The sequence below is a fragment of the Burkholderia sp. BCC1993 genome (genome assembly GCF_905339865.1).
Lineage (GTDB): Bacteria > Pseudomonadota > Gammaproteobacteria > Burkholderiales > Burkholderiaceae > Burkholderia.
In genome coordinates, this window is the sequence record NZ_CAJPGZ010000003.1 from 209,496 (window position 1) to 229,880 (window position 20,385).

General features: G+C 60.7%; 16 protein-coding genes. 4 read left to right on the plus strand and 12 right to left on the minus strand.

Annotated features, from left to right (window positions below):
* Window positions 1-63: 63 nt before the first annotated feature.
* Together U4Y91_RS06020 and U4Y91_RS06025 are read right to left on the minus strand one after the other, a co-directional pair.
* A complete protein-coding gene (locus U4Y91_RS06020; protein WP_321804078.1) occupies window positions 64-1,185 on the minus strand; it encodes a branched-chain amino acid ABC transporter substrate-binding protein in 1,122 nt (373 codons plus the stop codon).
* 514 nt (window positions 1,186-1,699) lie between these two features.
* On the minus strand, window positions 1,700-2,797 hold the full coding sequence (locus tag U4Y91_RS06025; RefSeq protein ID WP_321804080.1) for a branched-chain amino acid aminotransferase: 1,098 nt from the start codon (window positions 2,795-2,797) through the stop codon (window positions 1,700-1,702).
* A 184-nt stretch (window positions 2,798-2,981) separates the two neighbouring features.
* Between U4Y91_RS06025 and U4Y91_RS06030 the strand changes: the two genes are divergently transcribed.
* Window positions 2,982-3,443, plus strand: a complete 462-nt coding sequence (locus U4Y91_RS06030; RefSeq protein ID WP_321804082.1) for an Lrp/AsnC family transcriptional regulator — start codon at window positions 2,982-2,984, stop codon at window positions 3,441-3,443.
* 174 nt (window positions 3,444-3,617) lie between these two features.
* Here the strand turns inward: U4Y91_RS06030 and U4Y91_RS06035 are convergent, their stop codons facing one another.
* From U4Y91_RS06035 to U4Y91_RS06075, 9 genes are all read right to left on the minus strand, one after another.
* Complete coding sequence (locus U4Y91_RS06035) at window positions 3,618-4,556, minus strand: LysR family transcriptional regulator (RefSeq protein WP_321804083.1); 939 nt, start codon at window positions 4,554-4,556, stop codon at window positions 3,618-3,620.
* A 204-nt stretch (window positions 4,557-4,760) separates the two neighbouring features.
* On the minus strand, window positions 4,761-6,275 hold the full coding sequence (locus U4Y91_RS06040; RefSeq protein ID WP_321804084.1) for an acetyl-CoA hydrolase/transferase family protein: 1,515 nt from the start codon (window positions 6,273-6,275) through the stop codon (window positions 4,761-4,763).
* 353 nt (window positions 6,276-6,628) lie between these two features.
* Complete coding sequence (locus tag U4Y91_RS06045; RefSeq protein ID WP_321804085.1) at window positions 6,629-8,425, minus strand: acyl-CoA dehydrogenase; 1,797 nt, start codon at window positions 8,423-8,425, stop codon at window positions 6,629-6,631.
* Between the two features lie 214 nt (window positions 8,426-8,639).
* Entirely contained in the window at window positions 8,640-9,410 is a 771-nt protein-coding gene (locus U4Y91_RS06050; RefSeq protein ID WP_321804086.1) for an enoyl-CoA hydratase/isomerase family protein, read from the minus strand.
* Entirely contained in the window at window positions 9,407-10,207 is an 801-nt protein-coding gene (locus U4Y91_RS06055; protein ID WP_321804088.1) for an enoyl-CoA hydratase-related protein, read from the minus strand. The genes U4Y91_RS06050 and U4Y91_RS06055 overlap by 4 nt, the downstream gene beginning before the upstream one ends.
* 7 nt (window positions 10,208-10,214) lie before the next feature.
* Window positions 10,215-10,982, minus strand: coding sequence for an SDR family oxidoreductase (locus U4Y91_RS06060; protein ID WP_321804089.1), 768 nt, complete (start codon window positions 10,980-10,982; stop codon window positions 10,215-10,217).
* A gap of 269 nt (window positions 10,983-11,251) precedes the next feature.
* The gene (locus U4Y91_RS06065; RefSeq protein WP_321804091.1) at window positions 11,252-12,901 is read right to left on the minus strand and encodes an AMP-binding protein; all 1,650 of its coding nucleotides are present in this window, start codon (window positions 12,899-12,901) and stop codon (window positions 11,252-11,254) included.
* Window positions 12,902-13,293: 392 nt separating this feature from the next.
* Window positions 13,294-14,499, minus strand: coding sequence for an IS110 family transposase (locus U4Y91_RS06070; protein WP_321804092.1), 1,206 nt, complete (start codon window positions 14,497-14,499; stop codon window positions 13,294-13,296).
* Window positions 14,500-14,993: 494 nt separating this feature from the next.
* Window positions 14,994-16,226 carry a CoA transferase gene (locus tag U4Y91_RS06075; protein WP_321804093.1) on the minus strand — a complete coding sequence of 411 codons (1,233 nt, stop codon included), beginning with the start codon at window positions 16,224-16,226 and terminating at the stop codon, window positions 14,994-14,996.
* Window positions 16,227-17,042: 816 nt separating this feature from the next.
* On the opposite strand from U4Y91_RS06075, the gene U4Y91_RS06080 reads away from it, so the two are divergent.
* The 3 genes from U4Y91_RS06080 (at window position 17,043) to U4Y91_RS06090 (ending at window position 19,279) form a co-directional block, all read left to right on the plus strand.
* Window positions 17,043-18,143 (plus strand): catalase family peroxidase, encoded by a 1,101-nt coding sequence (locus tag U4Y91_RS06080; protein ID WP_321804095.1) that lies wholly within the window; start codon window positions 17,043-17,045, stop codon window positions 18,141-18,143.
* A complete protein-coding gene (locus tag U4Y91_RS06085) occupies window positions 18,140-18,676 on the plus strand; it encodes a cytochrome b (protein ID WP_321804097.1) in 537 nt (178 codons plus the stop codon). Before U4Y91_RS06080 ends, U4Y91_RS06085 begins: the two co-directional genes overlap by 4 nt.
* A gap of 63 nt (window positions 18,677-18,739) precedes the next feature.
* Window positions 18,740-19,279, plus strand: a complete 540-nt coding sequence (locus U4Y91_RS06090; RefSeq protein WP_321804395.1) for a zinc-binding dehydrogenase — start codon at window positions 18,740-18,742, stop codon at window positions 19,277-19,279.
* Between the two features lie 129 nt (window positions 19,280-19,408).
* Here U4Y91_RS06090 and U4Y91_RS06095 read toward each other — a convergent pair whose 3' ends face one another.
* The gene (locus U4Y91_RS06095; RefSeq protein ID WP_321804099.1) at window positions 19,409-20,215 is read right to left on the minus strand and encodes an enoyl-CoA hydratase/isomerase family protein; all 807 of its coding nucleotides are present in this window, start codon (window positions 20,213-20,215) and stop codon (window positions 19,409-19,411) included.
* Between the last annotated feature and the right edge of the window lie 170 nt (window positions 20,216-20,385).

Below are 20,385 nucleotides of genomic sequence, written 5' to 3' on the forward strand. Positions count from 1 at the left end.
CACGGCAACGATGCGAAGCGCCCCGCCCGGTACGCGGGCGGGGCGGGCGAGCGAAGATGGCGATCAGTTCGCGGCGACGGTCTTGGTCGCGTTCTTGTGCCACGTGTACACGACGAACTTGAACACCTTCAGGTCGCCCTGTGCGTCATACGCGACCTTGCCGATCGGCGTGTCGAACGTCGTCTTGTGCATGTACGCGGCGACCTTGGTCGGGTCGGTCGTCTTCGCACCGGCGATCGCGTCGGCGATGATCTTCACCGCTGCGTACGACGGCATCTGGAACGGGCCGTTCGGGTCGCGCTTCTTGTCCGCGAACGCCTTCACGAGCGCCGCGTTGGCCGGGTCGGCCGAGAAGTCGGCCGGCAGCGTGACGAGCATGCCTTCCGAAGCCGGGCCGGCGATCGCCGTCACGTCCTTGTTGCCCACGCCTTCAGGCCCCATGAACGTGGCCTTCACGCCCTGCTCGCGCGCTTGGCGCATCAGCAGGCCCATTTCCGGGTGGTAGCCGCCGAAGTAGACGAAATCGACGCCTTGCGACTTCAGCTTCGTGATGATCGCCGAGTAGTCCGAATCGCCGGCATTGATGCCTTCGAACAGCACGACCGGGATCTTCGCGGCTTCGAGGTCCTTCTTCACCGACGACGCGATGCCCTGACCGTACGACTGCTTGTCGTGCAGGACGGCGACCTTCTTCGGCTTCACGTTGTTGATGATGTAGTGCGCGGCGGCCGGGCCTTGCTGGTCGTCGCGGCCGATCGTGCGGAAGATGAAGTGGCGCTTCTTGCCTTCGGTCAGTTGCGGCGCGGTGGCCGACGGCGTGACCATCACGATGCCTTCGTTCTCGTAGATGTCGGACGCGGGGATCGTCGCACCCGAGCAAAGATGTCCGATCACGTACTTGATCTTCTGGCTGACGATCTTGTTGGCGACGGCGACGGCCTGCTTCGGCTCGCATGCGTCGTCCATCAACATGACTTCGAACTTGTTGCCGCCCGCACCGCCTGCTGCGTTGATCTGCTCGATCGCGGTCAACGCGCCGGCCTTCACCATGTCGCCGTATTGGGCGACCGAACCGCTCATCGGACCAGCGATGGCGATCTTCACGATTTCCGCTTGCGCGTAGGAGCCGCAAATGGCCAACGCAGTCGCGACAGCAACAGGATAGAAAGAGAAAGAAGGCTTCATGATAGGTTCAAAATGAAATATCGCAACGAGACGGCGAGCAGGTGCATGCTCGCCGAAACCGTCGCTACGGAGGGGAATCCAGCGCTACTGTGTATTTGCCAAAACGAGCGTGCCGACTGCAATCCGAACGATCCGAAGTCTCAGGACATGCGCGGGCGTCGGTCGCCCGCATCCCGGCACTCGTTATCCTCATCGGCCGCCACGTCATCTCGCCGAAACCGTGTCGGGCGCCCAACGCCCGTCACCAGGACGCAAACCTGCCGGATGAAGGTCTCGCGTTGCAGGCCGGTGCCATGACCCGAAACCGTGCCCCATGCGCGGCACATCCACGCACTCGAGGGAGCGCGTCAATTCACGATCCGGCTGCAGGCCGGTGCGCGGTGGCGTGCGATCGACCGACCATCACGTTACGTCCAGCGAGGTCGATCGCTTCGCTTTCCGCAGCGACGATGCCCGGATCCAGGCATCATCACGAAGGGGTCTGGCATGCCGCGCGGCACATGCAACGCATCGTTCAGAACAGGCGATTGAGCCAGTTGTGGTGATCCGCCGCACGGCCGTTCTGAATGTCGAGCAATGCAGCTTTGAGACGTGCAGTGACCGGGCCACCCGTGCCGTCCCCGATCGTGAACTCGTGGCTGCGCCCTTTCACCTTGCCGATCGACGTGACGACAGCCGCCGTTCCGCATGCAAACGCCTCCACGACGCGCCCGCTCTTCGCGTCAGCCTGCCACTGGTCGATTGCATACGGCTCCTCGCACACGGTAATGCCCAGATCCCGAGCAAGCGTGATCAGCGACGCACGCGTGATGCCCGGAAGGATCGTGCCGGTCAGCGGCGGCGTCTGGATCGAGCCGTCGTCGAACACGAAGAACACGTTCATGCCGCCGAGCTCCTCGATCCAGCGCCGCTCGACCGCATCGAGGAACACCACCTGGTCACACCCTTCGCGAATGGCTTCCGCCTGCGCGGCCAGGCTCGCCGCATAGTTCCCGCCACATTTCGCATCGCCGGTGCCGCCAGGCGCGGCCCGCGTGTAGTTCTCCGACACCCAGAGCGTGACAGCCGACGCGCCGCCCTTGAAGTACCCGCCGACAGGCGTCGCCACGACGCAGTAGAGATATTCGGGAGACGGCTTCATTCCAAGCACGGCCTCGGTTGCGATCATGAACGGGCGGAGATAGAGCGCCGAGCCCTCGGTCGAAGGGATCCATTCCTTGTCGACGCGAACGAGTTCGCGAACAGATTCGACGAACAGCGCCTCGGGCAGCAATGGCATAGCAAGGCGTTCGGCGGAATTGCGAAAGCGTCGGGCGTTCGCGTCGGGACGAAACAGCGTGGCACCGCCGTCAGGCAATCGATAGGCCTTCATGCCTTCGAAGATCTCTTGCGCGTAGTGAAGCACCAGCGTTGCCGGGTCCAGGCTGAACGGACCACGCGGACCGATCTTCGCGTCGTGCCAGCCATGCTCTTCCGAATACCGGATCGTCGCCATGTGGTCCGTGAACACCCGCCCGAAACCGGGGTTCTCGAGCAATGCAGCGCGCTGGTCGGCCTCGATCGGGCTGGGGTTGGGTTCGAACTGGAATGCCTGCATGCCGGTGGTGTTCATCTCTGTCCGCTCCTTCGTTTGCAGCGGGATAACCCCGCCATTCATTGGAGTTGATACTCTACCCCAAAAAAAATAACGTTTGGTTGCGTTTATGCCTTATTATCGATAACGTTTGGAATTCAAAACACGCTGCGTTAATATCGTTGGCATCGGATGCCACAAACGATGACGAGACAGACAGAACATGGAAAATCTAGACGAAATCGATCGCAGCATTCTTCGGACGCTGCAGCAGGACGGACGTATTCAGAACGTCGAACTGGCCGATGCGGTGGGATTGTCGCCTTCGCCGTGCCTGCGACGCGTGCGCATTCTGGAAGAGTCGGGCGTCATCGAGCGATACGTCGCGCTCCTCAACGCAAAGAAGGTCGGCGCCGGTTTGACGGTCTTTGTCCGCATCTGGCTGACCAGTCAAGATGCCAAAACGGTCAACCACTTCACCACCGAAATACAAAAACACCCCCAGATCGTCGAATGCCATCTGATGGCAGGTGATTGCGATTTCCTGCTTCGCGTTGTAGCGGCCGATCTGGACGCATACCGCCAGCTTCAGATCGCTCATCTGACGCGCATCAAGGGTGTGCAGAGTGTGAAGACCGAAATTCCGATTCAGCAGATCAAGCTGACGTCTTCGCTGCCGATCTGACTCCCTGTCGACACGGCACACGCACGATGAGGGCCGGCAACCACGTGCTTTTGTCACGGCGGCGTGCGCCGATGCACGGTACGCGCTACGGACCGCTCCAAGCGGCCGCCAGCGTTTGACGGAAGGCGTGGCGCTATAGCACACTACTCACCAAGCTCATCCGGACGGAATCGATCAATCATGTGCAAAGCTGCGTGCGGCCTCCTGGTCAGCCGCCATGATGGACGGTATTGTGCCCTTCAAATAGTCGACCCAGGTTCGAATCTTCGCATCGACATATTGCCGGGACGGATACATCGCATACAACCCCATCTGTTGCGACTTGTATTCCGGGAGCACCCAAGCCAGTTCCCCATTACGCAATCCTTCAATTGCTGAATAGATCGGAATCAGGCCGACACCGAGCCCCTCCCGAACGCAAGCGGCCAGCACCTCCGGTGTATTAACTTCCAGCATTGCCGGCCGGAGGCGAACCGACTTCTGCTTGTCGGGTCCATCGAAGGTCCAGGCGTTCATCGGAAACTCCGGCGTGTTCAGGTGGACGCAGATATGCTCCACGAGGTCATTTGGATCTCGCGGGATACCATGGGCATCAAGGTACGCCGGTGCTGCACACGCAATGCTGAATGCAGCGCCGATCCTCTGTGAAATCAACGCCGAATCAGACAACGCCACGGCAGCGACGATCGCCATGTCAAAGCCTTCATCGATCAAATCCAGTGAGCCGTGAGCGAGCGTCAGTTGAATCCGGACTTCTGGAAATAGACGCTGATAATCACCGATCGCCTTGATAAGGTAATGCTGTCCAAATCCAACGGGAGCACGCACGCGCAGCTTTCCTGACGGACGCGCATGCGCCATCCCTACCTCAGCCTCTGCCTGATCGACATGCGCGAGAATCTGCAAGCAGTGTTGAAAGTATCGCTCGCCGGCTTCCGTCAACGCAACGCGACGCGTTGTCCGATTCAGGAGTCGCACGCGAAGGCGCCGCTCGAGATCGGAAATCGCACGCGAGGCATGCGCGATTGTGAAGTCCAGGCTCAATGCTGCGGTAGTGAAGCTCCCTGATTCGGCGACGCGCACGAACGTGCGCATGTTTTGAAGTGTGTCCATCGAGACTTCCAGGTGCTGCTGGCCGTGCGCGCCGCGAAGCGATCTCCCTTAATGTTAGCTCGTCACTCGCACTCGACGAATCGCAAAAAATGAAGGATCAACTGATTCCGGCAAGGCACCGATGAGACATGAATAGGCGTTATCGGTAGCCGACACGGTGCAGTCGAATTCAGACGCCGGAATGCCCTTCCTTCCCCGCCTCCGTCACGACGCGCAATCCTCCGAGAGGATCGTTCTCATCGTGCGACCGTCACGATAATGCACGTGCCAGGCCAGCGCCTCTTCGAGGACATGTGGCGTTTGCCCGCCCATTGCGCCGGCACGCTTCACATAGTCGCGAAGTGCGTCCCGATATAGCGGATCCGCGCACTGCTCGATGATTTGCACTGCGCGCTCACGCGGTGCCAGACCACGCAGGTCAGCAAGGCCATGCTCCGTCACGATGACGTCGACATCGTGTTCGGTATGATCGACATGCGACACCATCGGTACGATGCTTGAGATATCACCGTCCTTCGCAATCGACTTGGTCACAAACACCGACAAATGGGCGTTACGCGCAAAATCGCCTGATCCACCGATGCCATTCATCATGTGCGTGCCACCAATGTGAGTCGAATTCACATTGCCGTAGATGTCGCATTCCAGTGCCGTGTTGATCGCAATCACACCGAGCCGCCGGATCACCTCGGGGTGGTTGCTAATCTCCTGTGGTCTGAGAACCAGGCGTGACTTGTATCGATCTATCTCGGCAAGGAAACGCTGCTGGACCGATTCCGACAGCGCAATCGCGCATGCCGATGCAAACTGGAGGCGTCCCGAGTCAAGCAAGGCGATCGTGCTGTCCTGCAGGATCTCGGAATACATCCGAAGATTGCTGAACGGCGATTCGACCATTTCATTCATTACCGCATTGGAAATCGTTCCAACACCTATTTGCAATGGCTGCAACGATGGTGGGAGGCGGCCTGTACGGACTTCACGGATCAGAAATTCGTTGAGGTGACGCGCAATATTCTGCGTGTCCTCGTCAGACGGCAGCAGGGTCGTCGGCGAATCGTTGACCTGCGTGAAGACGATCGCGGCAATCTTCTCCGGATCGACCTGGATGAAGGGCAAACCAACTCGCTGCTCCGGTGCGATCAGCGGAATCGGAAGACGATGTGGCCGATCGATCGGAACGTACACGTCGTGCAGACCTTCCAACGCCATCGGCATATTCAGGTTGATCTCCACGATAACGCGCTTCGCCATCGACGCGAAATCGGCCGATGCCCCTACCGATGTGGTCGGCACAATGCCGCCACTTTCGGTAATCGCTGTTGCCTCAATGACAGCGACATCCATCGGGCCCATATATTTTCCGCGCAACTGCTCGACCATTTCGGACAGGTGCTGGTCGATATACATCACGACCCCGGCATTGATCTTTCGACGCAGCGTCCCGTCCGATTGGAACGGCACCCGTCGGGTCGTAACGTTCGCGTCGGCCAGCACCTTGTCGATATCGTGACCGAGTGAGGCACTAGTAATGAGCGTCACCCGCGTCGCTTCACGCGCCGCACGCTTCGCGAGGGCAAACGGCACTCGCTTGCAATCACCCGCGTATCCGAAACCGCTCATGCCGATGGTCATGCCATCTTTGATCAGTGCAGCTGCCTCCTCTGCTGTCGTTACCCGGCTGCGCAATCGGTCGCAGCGAATCCGCTCCATCTCCATCGTCTCTCTCCTGAATCTGTTTCCGTGGTCACCAAACGCTTGATCTACCGGCCGGCTGATTGACCGACTCTCTGGGGGCGCGCTGCCGCTTAATCGGCAGCCAGAATGTCTGTTCACAATCGTTCGTCATGCGATGCATTGGATGTCATAAATCAAGGCCAATGATTCGCAAGAGCGTCATAATGGATCAGACCGTTGCCGCATTCCATTTCAAATTCGCGAAAACAATGCGCAGCTTTTCGTAACAATCGACTTTCAGATCGGCAGGTTCATCACGCATACAGATTAACGGCACCGACCAATGCGTCACGCCTCTTGCACAAAGAATTCGCACCTACTCCGCGCACGTCTCATCAGAATGCGTCCTCAACCATTTCCAGAGTGGCATCGGCACCATGAACGACCGTATGACTGTGCGCTGCCGAGAGTGGCAATACATGTTCGGCAAAGAAGCGACTGGTTGCGATCTTGCCTTCAAGGAAAGTCGGGGCTTCGGCGTTGCCTTGCAGAAGGCGATAAGCAGCCAGGGCAGCACGCCCCATCTGCCACCCGCATGTCACGGTGCCGAGCAGATCTAGAAACGGCACAGAAACCGCCAGCGCACGTTTGGGCGTTTGCGCATAGGTCTCGGCCAGGAAATCGACGGCACGGGACAGATCACCAATGGCCCGACGAAGCTGCACGCCGATCGCCCGGAGGTCCGCATGGTCTGCAGTCTCCAGCGCAGTTTGAGCGTCTTCCATGGACCGGATCAACGTCCGAATTGTCTCCGCACCGTCCCGACCGATCTTCCGCCCGACGAGATCCATCGCCTGGATTCCCGTCGTGCCTTCATAGATCGTCGTGATCCGTGCATCCCGCAAGAACTGCGCAGCTCCTGTCTCTTCGATGAAGCCGGTTCCACCGTGAACCTGAATCCCCATTGACGCGATATTCAACCCGGCCTCGGTGAACCAGCCTTTTGCGATCGGCATCATCAAGTCGACGAACGCCTGGTGCGAGACGCGCTCCGCGCGATCCGGATGTGTTTCCGCTTTGTCCATGCTGGCCGCGATGACGAGACTTAGTGCCCGCATCGCTTCGACACGCGCCTTCATGCTCATTAGCATGCGCCGAACGTCCGGGTGCCGAATGATGGGCACTTTCGTGCCGGAACCGGATCCGGCCTCGACACCCTGCACGCGTTCTCGCGCGTAATCGCGCGCCAACTGGTAGGCGCGCTCCCCAAGGCCGATACCTTCCAGGCCGACCGCGAACCGTGCGCCGTTCATCATGATGAACATGTTTTCCAGGCCATGGCTCTCTTCACCTACCAGATAACCCACGGCGCCGGCATCGTCCCCAAACGCCAGAACGCAAGTCGGCGTCGCATGAAGGCCGAGCTTGCGCTCGAGCGACACGCACTTCACATCGTTGAAGTCACCAAGGGTGCCGTCCTCGTTCACGAGACGCTTCGGGACCGCGAACAACGAGATCCCCCGGGTTCCGGCGAGAGCACCATCTACGCGCGCCAGTACCAGATGGACCACGTTCTCGGCAAGGTCATGATCTCCGTACGTGATGAAGATCTTGGTACCGGACAAACGATAGGTGCCGTCCCCGATCGGTCTCGCCGCCGTACGCACAGCGGACAGATCCGAACCCGCCTGAGGCTCGGTGAGTACCATCGTGCCCGTCCATTCGCCAGTTACCATGCGCGGAAGGAACTTCTCTTTTAATTGCGCCGATCCAACATGCTCGAGGACGTTGATCGCACCGCGCGTGAGCATCGGCAGCAACGCGAATGCAACGCTGGCACCGTTCCACATCTCGTCCACGGCGGCCGCCACGACACGTGGAAGATTCTGTCCGCCCAGCGCAGCGGGAACCGATAGCCCGTTCCATCCACCACGGACGAACTCAGCGTACGCTTCCTTCCAGCCTGCCGGCATCCTGGGATGGCCGCTCTCGAGACGGGCACCTTCGAGGTCGCCCGTACGATTGATCGGCGAGATCACCTCAGCGGCGAATGCGCCGGCTTCTTCGAGAATGGCGTTCACGACGTCGGGTGTCGTTTCCTCGTATCCCGGAAGTTCAGCAACGCCGTGCAAGTCGGCAAGTTCCTGCAGCGCAAACTGAATGTCCTGAATCGGTGCCAGGTATTGGTTCATGGATTGTCTCCTCAGAGCGACTTCGTCTGTATCTCGCACTCGTCAGCGTGCGTCGTCCGGTTGAACCGGTATGTTCTCGCGTCGCGTGAATGCCACGCGGCCGGTCCGGCAAAGGCGGGGCACCGACAAATCCCGGGGACGGCCGGACGGCGCCCGAGAACACATCGGGGCCGTCCAGTCAGACCCGCGCGGGATGCGCGGCTCGCGCAGCACGTCAGGTGCCGACGAACGTTGGCTTTCGCTTCTCGAGGAACGCGTGCATGCCTTCGCTCGCATCCGAGGTCTGAGTCGCGGCGACGAACAGATCAGCTTCAAGTCGCAAACCGTCTTCGAGCGATACGGTCAGCGCCTTCTCCACCGCCGTTTTGGCCAAGCGCAACGCAGCCGGGAAGCGGGTGCCCAATCCATCAAGGAAACGCGCCCCCAGCTCGACCGGATCTCCAGCCTCCACAACCTGATTGATCAGACCGATACGATCCGCCTCCTCCGTGCCGATCAGCCGACCGCTCGCTATCATCTCGAGCGCGCGCGATTTGCCGACCAGCGCAGGCAGACGCTGCGTACCCCCGTAGCCGGGAATGAGGCCAAGCTTGATCTCAGGGAGACCGAACCGGGTGTCCGTCATCGCGATCCGGAACGTGCAGGCCATGGCCAGCTCGAGCCCGCCTCCCAGCGCGACCCCTTGAATCACAGCCAGCGACGGAAAAGGCAACTGATCGAGCTTTGCGAACGTGCATTGGCCGGTCCGCGCGGCGGCGCGATGCGCGCTCGAGCTTCGATCCTGCAATTCCTTGATGTCCGCACCCGCGCAAAACGCCTTGCCGCCGGCCCCCTTGAACAGCAACGCACGGGGCGCGGACGCAGCCGCTTCGTCGATCAGTGCACCGATCCGCTCGATCATGTCGGCGTTCAACGCGTTCATCGCCTCCGGTCGGTTCAGCGTGATGACCGCGATATCGCCGTGATGCTCCAGTACGACGCTCATGCTTCGGTGCCTTCGTCGGGTGCCGGGCGGAAACGCGGCTTGCGCTTTTCCATGAATGCCGCGACGCCTTCGTGCGATTCGGGGGTGCCGTAGTACAGTGCCAGCGCCTGCATCCCGAGCCCGCCGATCCCGCGAATCGAATCGGAGTCCGCATTGAACGACCGTTTCGCAATCGCAATCGCCGTCGGGCTGAGCTGGAGAATTTCCTGGCACCAGCGGTCGACCTCGGCGTCCAGTTCGCTCATCGGCACAACTGCGTTGACAAGCCCCATCGCGAGCGCTTGTTGCGCGGTATAGCGGCGGCACAGGAACCAGATTTCGCGCGCTTTCTTCTCGCCGACGACGCGTGCCAGGAACGCCGTCCCGAAGCCGGGATCGACCGAGCCGACCTTCGGACCGACCTGCCCCAGCTGAGCGGATTCGGCTGCGATCGCCAAGTCACAGCACGTAACGAGCACGTTTCCGCCGCCGATCGCATAGCCGTTCACGCGTGCGATCACGGGCTTCGGAACGTCGCGAATAACGCCCTGCAGTTCCTCCACTGGCAGGCCGATGATGCCGCGACCGTCGTAGCCACCGTCATGGGCGGACTGGTCGCCACCGGTACAGAACGCTTTCTCGCCCACGCCGGTCAGGACGATCACGCCGATCGACTTGTCCCAGCCGGCGCGTTGAATCGCGTCGATGAGTTCGTCGCAGGTCTTGCCACGAAATGCGTTGTATTTGTCGGGGCGGTTAATCGTGATGCGGGCGACGCCCGCCTTGGCTTCGTACAGGATATCGGTATAGTCGCTCATGTTCGAATCACCCATGCATGGTCAAGCCACCGGAGACGGAAATGACCTGTCCGGTGATGAAATCGGCGTCATCGCTCGTGAGGAACGCTACGATGCCGGGGATGTCGGCCGGCTGGCCGAGACGCTTCAACGGGATCGCGCGCAGCAGACCGTCGTACACCTTCTGCCCGAAATCACCTTCACCCATGAAGGAGCGCAGCAGCGCCGTATCGGTCGGTCCCGGGCAGACGACGTTCACGCGCACGTTCTTGCGTGCACACTCGCGTGCGACAGTCTTGCTAAACGACGTAATGCCACCCTTGCATGCCGAGTACACGGACTCGCCCGACGAGCCCACACGGCCCGCGTCCGACGCGATGTTAACGATCTTGCCGCCGCCCTGCTCCACCATGATCGGAAGCACGGCGTGATGAAGATTCAACGGCCCCATCAGATTGATCGACACAACCTTGTTCCAGAAATCAGGGGTCGTCTCCAAAAATGGCATCGCAACGTCCCAACCAGCGTTGTTGACGAGGGCGTCGATCCGCTTCAGGTCGCCATGGACCTGCTGGATCGTGCGCACGACAGCAGCATGGTCGGTAATGTCCAGCGGCAACAGGGTGAGGCGATCCGAATATTCCTCAAGGCCGTTTTTCAGATCGTCGAGACCTGACTGGCTCAGGTCCAGGCCAACGACGTGAGCGCCTTCTTCGCAGAAGCGCTGCACGAGACTTTTGCCGATACCACCTGCGGCGCCTGTAATGACGACGACTTTGTCTTTGAGACCACGCATTTCCAATACTCCTTGGTTGATAGTCGTTACTCGGCGAAGGCGTCGTGTCTTTCGGAGTTCGAGAGACATTGTTATCGTCTTCGCGTCGCGATACAGCCGTTAGATGAGGCAGGCCATACCTGCAGTGAGCGTCGCCGCAGGTCGGAGCGGCTTGCGACGCGGATTAACCTCAGCGAGGCGAACAACTCGGCATCGAGAGTTTCTTCCCGGCTCATGCCGGTTTACACCGCCCTCCCCAAGTGTTGACGAGCCGCAGGCGCCTCACGGGCTCACACCTGCCGCGCAACGATGACCTCCGCCGCATGCTTGCGAAGCGCAAACTTCTGGATCTTCCCGGTCGCGGTCCGCACGATCGGTTCGAAAATCACGTGCTTGGGCGTCTTGAAGCCAGGGAGCTTCGCCCGGCAGAAGTGGATTACATCGTCCTGCGTAATCAGACCAACGTGATCGGGGTGCAATTCGATGATCGCGCACGGCACTTCACCCCATTTCTCGTCCGGTACGGCCACAACGGCGACGCCTATCACCGCGGGATGCGTGCTGAGCACCTCTTCGACCTCGATGGAGGACACGTTTTCGCCGCCCGAAATGATGATGTCCTTCGAACGATCCTTAATCTCGATGTAGCCGTCCACGTGCCTCACCGCGAGGTCCCCGGTCCGGTACCATCCTCCCGCAAAAGCTTCCCGGGTCGCCTCGGCATTCTTCAGATATCCTTTCATGCCGAGATTGCCACGGAACATGACTTCGCCCATGGTCTTCCCATCGGCCGGAACCGGCTCGCAGGTCTTTGGGTCGGCGACGATCAACTCCCCTGCGACCGCGGTGCGGACACCCTGGCGCCCCATACGGGCAAGTCGGTCGTCTTGCGGCAGGTCGGCCCACTCGTCCTGCGGCACACATACCGTGTTAACCCCGTGCTGCTCGGTCATCCCGTACACGTGGATCACCTTGAAGCCGAGTGCCTCCGTCTGCTTGATGACGCCGACCGGCGGCGATGCGCCGGCGCAAACGACCGAAATGGGGGTTGCAGGTTTGGTCCAGTCGGCGGGCTTGCCTGCTACCAGCGAACTCAGCACTGCAGGGGCGCCGCAAAAGTGCGTTACGCCATGCCTCGCGAGTGCGTCGTAGATGTCGTCGACAACGACCTTGCGCAGACAGACGTGTGTGCCGGCGACCGCGGCAAGCGCCCATGCATAGCACCAGCCGTTGCAGTGAAAGAGCGGCAGAGTCCACAGATAAACCGGCGTTCCGATATTCAGCCCGGCATAGATGACCGTGCTCAGTGCATTCAGATACGCGCCGCGATGGTGATACACAACCCCTTTCGGGTTACCTGTCGTGCCTGACGTGTAGTTCAGTGCAATCGCATCCCACTCGTCGTCCGGATACAGCACTTGCGCGTCACTCGGAGCATGAGTGAGGAAGACTTCATATTCGATCGTGCCGACCGGCACCGTGTCGGGGACATCGTCGTCGCGAATATCAATGACATCGATGTGCATTCCCGCCAGTGCAATGGCTTCACGGGCAACGTCTGCGAATGGCTGATCCACGAACAACAGGCGCGTTTCCGAATGCTTCAGGATGAACGCTATGCCGGCCGCATCGAGCCGAATGTTGATGCAATTGAGAACGCCTCCGGACATCGGCACGCCGAACTGCGCTTCGAGCATGGCCGGCACATTCGTGGCAAGAATTGAGACAGTATCGCCGCGCTGGATGCCGGCGCCAATCAGACTGCGGGCGAGACTCCGGCAACGTTGCGCATATTCACGCCACGTATAGCGCCGGTTCTTGTGGATGACAGCGGTACGATCAGGAAAAACCTCGGCCGCGCGGTCGAGCAACATAATCGGCGTCATCGCCTGGTAGTTGGCCGGATTCCTGTCCAGTCCCACGTCAAATTTGTTGCTCATGTCTCGCTCTCTTGGTCTCGTCACAAAGAAACTGTCGGCCGCTTGACCATCGTGCATCGCGCATCGCGCAGCGCATTCGTTCCTGCGGCTACGTCAACGCCGCAGATCGGGCACGACTTCACTCCCCTCAACCGCGACACGTCGAGCCGGTCACGGCAGCAGTAAGTAGCGACAACTACATAGTCAGCCAACCGCCTATACATGTCAAGTACTTGACATGTATTTCCACGAAAACATAGATACACCCCATATTGCGCCGCACAAACACAGCAACTAATGACATGTATATGTCACTTTCACTGACGATGTCCAAGTTAAACGCAACGGAGACTTCGCGATAGGCAGTCTGGAATCAAGGCTGAAAAAAAAGGGGGGTGCCCCTATGTCTTTCGTCAAGCGTTAGGGGCTGACTTGGGTTGGTAAATGGTGCCGTCACGCAGCATGGCGAACAGGACGTCGCAGCGTCGCCGTGCCAGTGCTATGAGCGCTTGGTTGTGGCGTTTGCCTTGCTGGATCTTGCGTGAGTAATAGGCCCGTGAGACTGGGTCCCGTAAGGCAGCGAAGGCGGAGAGGAACAAGGCGCGCTTGAGCACCTTGTTGCCTCGCCTGGATGGGTGCTCGCCACGAATCGACGAGCCTGAGCGCCGTGTGACCGGCGCAAGGCCAGCGTAGGCCGCCAGATGAGCGGCCGAAGCGAAGGCCTTATGGGCAACTTCGGTCAGGAGTCTGGCGGCGGTCCTGACGCCGACTCCCGGCATGCTGGTCAGGACCGGCCAAAGAGGGTGAGCAAGCACCAGCCGCTCAACTTCGGCGGCGATTTCGTCACGCTGCGTGCGCAAAGCGGCAAGTTGCTGGGCTAAACGGGGCATGACGATGGTGGCGGCCTGCGTGCCGGGCACGATCACGGCTTGTTCGCTCAGTGCCTGAACGATCTCGACCGCTAAGCCTTTGCCCATACGAGGAGCGAGCTTGGTCAGGCGATTGGCGAGCGTCTTCTCGCTGGCGCCGGCAAGCGCGGCGGGCGACGGGTAGCGCTCAAGCAGATCGAGCACCGCCGGATGGTCGAGGCGCGGTCCGAGAACGCGCTCGAGCGCCGGATGGATTTGAGTAAGCAGGCCGCGAATGCGGTTGCTGGTCTGCGTGACCTGAGCGGCGAGATCATCGTCGAAGCCGCACAGCATGGTGAGCTCGGCGAGTTGCTCGTCGGCCAATCGAAGCGAGCGCAGCGTATGCGGCATCGAGCGAGCGGCTTCGGCGATGATGGCGGCGTCGCGAGCATCGGTCTTGGCTTCGCCGGCGTGCAAATCAGCGATGCGGCGCATGGCCAGTCCGGGCAGATAGGCGACGAGTACGTCTTCAGCGCGGGCGACGGCTACAGGAAGCGCACCGATGGTGGAAGGCTGATCGACGACGAACAGCAGTCGACCGTGAGTCTTGAGTTCGGTGATGAGGGCGCGCAGCTTGGCCTCGTCGTTGGGCAGCGCCTTGTTATACAGACGCTTGCCGTTTCGATCGAGTGCGACGGCGTGATGCTGGCCTTTACCGACGTCGACGCCGACGAAGACATCGACGGCATCACGTTGTTGTGTGTCTTGCATCGCAGTTTGTGCAGAGTGAACGGGTTGGCCTGCAACAACGGTGGCAAGTCTCGGCATCCACGTTACGGACGGCGTCGGGATATCCCGGCCAAACCCCTATCAGCGATCACCAGCCACCCACCAGACCCGGCGACAACACCCCCCGGATCATGACTGCGACTGGGGGCGGGAATCATACCGGGCCTGGCTGGCCAAAGCCCCGATTATCGGGGCGTGAAGATAGTAACGGGGGGGGGGGAACGAGGCGCCTATTGCAGCAAGCTCGGCAAGGAGCATGAGCGCCCCGCGGCACCAAGATGCGACAGGATGACCGCGTTTCAAGGCGAGCGCGCAAACACGGTTGCATACGACGATTTCAATTGAACACTTAGCTCGCATGCCCGATCGACGTCTTCGCTGGACCGTCACGCGAAAGGTCGCGCAATCAGTCGCGGCGTCACCCAGGAGGCAGCGAGACGTCGTGGCGACAACCGATGCACGCGAGTGCCCAACGGTCAGTGCGCGGGCGTGCCCTGCGCAACCGCCTGGCCTGCAATGAGTCGGTCGATTTCGATGTCGTCGTAACCGAGTTGTCGCAGAACGCTACGACTATGCTCACCCAAATATGGCGCCCTACGCGGTGCGACTTTCGTCACCCCGGCAATCTGCAATGGACTACTGACCGTGTGAGTGGCATCACCGCACGGGTCGACCAGCGGCACGAAGATGTCGTTCGCATACATCTGCTCGTCGTTGACGATCTCTTCCATGTTCTGCGCGACACCGTAGACCACGCGACACTCATCGAAGAGCGCCTTCCAGTACACGAGCGGATGCTGGGCGAATGCGTGATCGAGAATGCCAACCAGGATACTGGCATTCTTCGCGCGCGCGTCACCGTCGGCGAATCGCGCATCGGTCAATAGAAACGCCAGTTGCATGGCTCGCGCGAACCCCTGCCAATCCTTGTCCTGCAGCAGGATAAGCAGCAACCAGCGGCCGTCCGCAGTTCGGTACGGATTGAACAGTGCATTCTGCGGAGTCTCGCGGTTCAGCGCCCGATCGAATCGCGCACCGTTCAACCCACCCTCCACCCACATCGCGGACGCCCACGCTCCCTGGGCAATCAGCGACGTTGTGACGTGGCTGCCTTTGCCAGTCTTCTCACGGCGATACAGACCCGTCACGATCGCCGAATAGAGTGTGCACGCGGCCGCATGATCGCCGATGCCTGGAACAGGAACGGCTGGTGGACTGTTACCGTCCCGGGTGATGTCCATTAGCCCGGAGCGAGCCCAGTAGGCGGTCACATCGAACCCTGGCTTGTCGGCTTCCGGCCCCCTTGCCCCATATCCGGTGATATCGGCATATACGAGCCGCTCGTTGAGCGCTGAGAGCGCCCCATACGTGAGGCCGAGTTTCTCCTTGACGCTCGGAGGGAAATTCACGACAGCGACATCGGCCCACTTGATCAGACGGGCGACCACATCTCGCGCGTCGGGTGACTTGAGATCCAGCGCGAGGCTTTGCTTGTTGCGATTAGTTAGTTGCCAGGGATAGTTGTATTCGCTGGCCGGATTGGGCGGCGCCTTGTAGAAATGACGATAGGGGTCTCCTGCGCCTGGCGGCTCGATCTTGACGACGGTCGCACCGAAATCGGAAAGGATCGTTGTGGCAGCCGGTCCCGCGACGTAACTTGCAAAGTCGACAACTTTCAGCGTCGAGAAGATGCTTTCGGTGGCTTCCATGGCATGTATGAACGCAATCGATGATGGATGGCCGCGCAATTCGGGCCTCGTCGATGGCCTCGAGACGCAGTCCCAATCTCCTGGCGGACCGTGCCGTTACGGCGCGCGCCATCACCATCTGCCTGCCCATGCTAGTCAAGCAGGGAATGTACGTCAAGTACATTACACATTTCATACTTCATATCGCCATATTTCCACACAAAACCGTCAATCCAAGGTGGAAAGATCGATATAAATGTCATGTTCATGTTGAGTTAGCCCAAGGTGAGCTAGAATGCGGCAACCATGTGCGGACGCTTGGCCAAGGGTTTCGCTGGGCACCGCGCCGCCCAGAGAAACCCGTGGCACTTGAGCACCGCGGCGGCCTTTCGCCCGTCGAGTCATGTGAAGTATCGAAACAGTCGCGCTCGCGACGTCGACCATGCAGCGTCGACAGAACGCTGAACAGGCGTAGCCGCCCTTGTGCCGGTGTCCGCAAATGGAGCGTCTTCCAAGGAATCGACCACGCTTGATGCTTATCGTTACGCCGGACTCCGGACCCCATTCGAACGGGTCACCGGTGCTCCCGCCCGGTTCGCCCCGACGATCTTGTCGCGACAGCCATTCGCCACGTCGTCAAAACACAGTCCGTTTCACGCTGACCAGATCGAAGATCTGTTGTACTTGGTTGCGCATGCGAGGCAGGCGAAGACAGTCGAAACGTGGCCCGCCACGACGCCCGCAGGCCGATGGCGCTGTCATTCGTACCGACTCCAGTGACACCCGCAACAAGACATCGTCGGAATCATTCGATCCCATCATTTCCAAGAGATCAACATGCATGACCCGCGCGAATCCACGGCATCCCGAATCCGCCGCCGACGAATTGCCCTCCCGCTCGTTGCGATCGCCTTGATCGGCACGTCCTTGACGGCTGCGTGGGCCTGGTCTGCCGGATGGATCGGAAATCAAGTCACAGCTGCGCGCTTTATCGATGTCATGGAACAAACCAACGGAAAGGTATATGCAGGCTTCCGCCGCGCGCACAGCAAGGGAGTATGCGTGACCGGTCGGTTCCATCCGAGATCCGCGGCGACGTCGCTATCCTCGGCTCGAGTTTTCCGGCAAACCGATGTGCCGGTGCTCGGACGTCTTTCGATTGCCGGCGCCGATCCGCACGCACCCGAGGCAACCCAGCGCGTACGAAGCTTGGCTTTGCTGCTTCGCACTGACGACGGGCAGCAATGGCGCATGGCCATGAACAGCTTCCCTTTTTTCCCGGTGTCCACGCCGCAAGGATTCTACGAACAGCGCCTCGCAGTCGCACCTGATTCAGCAACCGGCAAGCCGCACCCGGCAAGGTTGAGCGCCTTCTACGCGGCTCACCCGGAAGCGCGCCGTTACGACGCATGGGCGAAATCAGCCCCCTGGCCCAGTAGCTGGGCCAACACGCAATTCAACGGTGTCGATGCTTTCCGCTTCGTGGCAACCGATGGTACGCGACAATACGTCCGGTGGTCGATGCGGCCGCATGCGCCATTCGTTGCGATGAATGCCGAGCAGCGTGCGCGCGCCGATGGCGATTATCTGAGCGAGGAGTTCGAGCGACGCCTGACCCTCGGCCCCGTGCGTTGGGATCTCGTCGTCACACTGGCTCAGCCGGGCGACCTTGTCGACGACCCGTCGCGTCCATGGCCGGACGGGCGCACACAGGTGATTGCAGGGACACTGGAACTGGACGGGCTCATGCCACAGGCAACCGGAGCGTGCCGCGACGTCAATTACGATCCGCTCGTACTTCCGGACGGAATCGAACCATCCAACGATCCGGTCCTAGCGGCACGCTCTGCTGTCTACGCCCAATCCTACAACCGCCGCGAACGCGAGATTGCTCGTGGGCAGGCATCTGATGCCATTGGACTGGAAGCTCGCAGATGACCCGTCCCACCCATTTCAACCGACTCGCCCGCCTGTTGCATTGGACGATGGCGGTACTGATCGTCGCAATGCTGTTCATTGGCGTTGCCATGGTTGCGTCGCTTTCGCTGCGCCCATGGCTGCTCGATCTGCACCGGCCATTAGGCATCGCAATCGGTGTGCTTGTGCTCGTGCGCATTGCAAATCGTCTGTTCGGACGATCGCCGGCGCTACCTGCCGATCTGCCCCGATGGCAGATCGTAGCAGCGTACGGTTCCCACCTGTTGCTGTATGTGTTGATGATTGGTCTGCCACTAATTGGTTGGGCCATGCTGTCGGCGGGCAACTTTCCCGTGGAGCTCTACGGCAACGTTACTCTGCCTGCGATTTGGCCAACGAGTCCGATAGCATATGCAAGGTTGCATTTGGCTCACGTATGGCTGGCTTTCGCTCTGTTCGCGACAGTCGTCACTCATCTGTGCGCAGCATTGCATCACGCATGGGTGCGCCGGGATAGCGTGTTTTCTTCAATGGCCAGCGGTCCCGTGCGTTGATCGCGACAGATTGGCGCCTGCCCATTATCGATTGGATCCCGACAAGACCGGGCGAAGGGCCCGATCGACCTCTGTGCGACGAGCGGCGCACGGCTCATGGGGGCCGGTCTCGTCGTCACGGTCAATCCGGTCGAGGAGGGGCTGCAGAAGGCGAAGACGATGGGCGAGGACGCACTGCTCGATCCGACGAAGCGCGACTTGGTTGAGGAAGTGATGAAGCTCACGCAGGGCGTGGAGCGGACGTCGACGCCGAATGTCGCGGCCGGGGACCGGACGATCAGGAGGTGCGTCAACGTCGCGCGGCCGGGCGGCACGATCTCGAGCGTCGGCATCAACTCGAAGAGCATTCCTATCCCGCTGGACGGCTTCGGCGCCGGTCTCGCCAACAAGCGCATCGTGACGTCGAACTGCTCGGGCGGCAAGGAGCGCATGCGCCGACTGCTCAACGTGGTGTCGAGCCAGCGCATCAAGCCAGACCATCTCGTGACGCACCGCTACTCGCTCGACGACGTCGTGGAAGCCTATGACCTGTTCGGCCATCAAGGCGACGGCATCGTAAAGCTGGCGTTGAAGCCTTCACCGGCTTCGTCGTCACGTGAATAATCGGACCGCGCCGCGCTCGCCTCCTCAATCGTCGATGCAGCTCTGCCGCCTGCACGCTGGAACCCGGCGTGTCCGGCTGTTCCGAGCCCGGCTGCCCGCTCCGCAGGCCCATGGTCTGGCGCGGGCGGATCAACGACCTTCGAACTGCGGTTTGCGCTTCTCGACAAAAGCCTGCACGCCGTTTGCGAAGTCGGCTTCCACGACGCACGCGACAAAGCTCTCCTGTTCCGCAAGCAACTGCTCGGATAGCGTGCGGTTCAACGACTCGTTGAGCAATCTCTTCGTCCGGCCGAGCGCGCGTGTCGGACCTGCGGCAAGGCGTGCCGCGAGGGCGCGCGTGGTATCGACCAGATCCCCGGTGGGCACGACACGGTTGACCAACCCCAATTCCAATGCCCGCTGCGCGTCGAAACGATCGCCTAGCAGCGCAATCTCCATGGCCCGCTTAAGTCCGACGACGCGCGGCAGGCCGTATGTGCCGCTCCCATCGGGGCTCGCGCCGATGTTGCAATAGGCCATCGTGAAATAGGAATCGGTTGCAGCCACAACTAGATCACAGCTGTTCATCAGCGACAGTCCGAATCCGGCGACGGCCCCGCGCACGCTGGCGACGACCGGCTTTTCCATGCGTCGGATACGGATGATCGACTCGTGAACGTCGCTGATGAACCGCTCGAACAGGCGGCGGCGCTCGTCGGGAGGTTGGCGGAGGGTCGCGTGAAATGTCTTGATGTCGCCGCCGGCCATGAAATGTTCCCCGGCGCTTTGCAAGACGACGGCACGAACCTCGTCGTCGAATTCCACACGCCCCACCGCGTCGCGCAAGCACTCGGTCAGCGTGTAATCCAGCGCATTGAGGGCCGTTGGCCGGTTGAGCGTAACGGTGGCGACACCTGTTGAGGCGTGGATATCGAGCAGGACGGCGTGCGTCGTCATTCGGGGCTCCTTTGCGGGATTATCGCGACTGTCGATGCAACCCTGCGCCGGTTCCGAATCCATGTCGGTTCGCCCGGCAACGGTTCATCGCGGATGTCGGCCCGAAACGAAAATCAGTGCAGCGATGCTTGCCCGTGGACCGGGCATTCGACGCGGCGCATCTCCCTCGA